The organism is Streptomyces solincola (assembly GCF_002982015.1).
In the GTDB taxonomy this organism is placed as follows: Bacteria; Actinomycetota; Actinomycetes; order Streptomycetales; family Streptomycetaceae; genus Streptomyces; species Streptomyces solincola.
Genome location: NZ_PVLV01000717.1, coordinates 1 through 1,364 on the forward strand (window position 1 = coordinate 1; position 1,364 = coordinate 1,364).

Genomic DNA, 1,364 nt, shown 5'->3' on the forward strand with positions numbered 1-1,364 from the left:
GTCTTGGGGGTGAGGCCGAAGGTGGTGAAGGCGGTGCGGTGCGGGAGGGGGTAGGGCTCCTTGCCGGTGAGGTGGTTGAGGATGGCGGCGCTGCGCCAGGCGGTGAGGCCGAGGTCGGGGGCGCCGACGCCGTGGGTGTGGGTCTCGGCGTTCTGGACGTAGGCGTGGCCGGTGACGGAGGGGTCGAGGACGAGGCGGTGGTGGGCGTCGACGCGGGGGCGTTCGCGGGCGTCGCGGCGCATGTAGGGGTCGAGGCCGGCGAGGAGGCGGTCGAGCGGGCGTTCGCGGTAGCCGGTGGCGAGGACGACGGCGTCGGTGGTGAGGCGGCTGCGGGTGCCTTGCTGGGTGTGTTCGAGGTGGAGTTCGATGCGGGTGGTGGCGAGGCGGCCGGCGGTGCGCACGCGGACGCCGGGGGTGAGGACGGTGTCGGGCCAGCCGCCGTCGAGGGTGCGGCGGTACAGCTCGTCGTGGATGGCGGCGAGGGTGCCGGCGTCGGTGGCCTTGTGGAGCTGCCACTGGCGGGGGACGAGGTCGTCGCGGACGGTTTCGGGGAGCTGGTGGAAGTAGTGGGTGTAGTCGGGGGTGAAGTGTTCGAGGCCGAGTTTGGAGTACTCCATGGGGGCGAAGGCGTCGGTGCGGGTGAGCCAGTGGAGCCGCTCGCGGCCGGCGGGGCGGTGGCGCAGGAGGTCGAGGTAGATCTCGGCGCCGGACTGGCCGGAGCCGATGACGGTGATGTGGTCGGCGGCCAGGAGCCGTTCGCGGTGCTGGAGGTAGTCGGCGGCGTGGATGACGGGGACGGTGGGCTGCTCGGTGAGGGGGCGCAGCGGGTCGGGGATGTGGGGTTCGGTGCCGATGCCGAGGACGATGTTGCGGGCGTGGGTGCGGCCGAGGGCTTCGGTCTCGCCGGTGGGGCCGAGCCGGCTGTGGTCGATCTCGAAGAGGGCGCGTTCGGGGTTCCAGCGGACGGCGTCGACCTGGTGGGAGAAGTGCAGGCCGGGCAGGTGGTCGCTGACCCAGCGGCAGTAGGCGTCGTATTCGGCGCGGTGGGTGTGGAGGCGCTCGGCGAAGTAGAAGGGGTAGAGGCGCTCGCGTTGGCGGAGGTAGTTGAGGAAGGTCCAGGGACTGGTGGGGTCGGCGAGGGTGACGAGGTCGGCGAGGAAGGGGACTTGGAGGGTGGTGCCGTCGATGAGCTGGCCGGGGTGCCAGTGGAAGGCGGCGCGCTGTTCGTAGAAGGCGGTGGCGAGGCCGCCGCCGGGGACGCCGTGGGCGAGGGCGGCGAGGGAGAGGTTGTTGGGGCCGATGCCGATGCCGGCGAGGTCGTAGGGCTGGTCGTGCGGCTGGGGGGTGGTGGGGCCGGTCATCCG

At 72.6% G+C, this 1,364-nt stretch carries 1 protein-coding gene; it reads right to left on the reverse strand.

From position 1 onward, the window contains the following. Nucleotides 1-1,361: lysine N(6)-hydroxylase/L-ornithine N(5)-oxygenase family protein (locus tag C6N75_RS29630; RefSeq protein WP_105871916.1), on the reverse strand; the 1,361-nt coding region annotated here is incomplete at its 3' end. Nucleotides 1,362-1,364 lie beyond the last annotated feature (3 nt).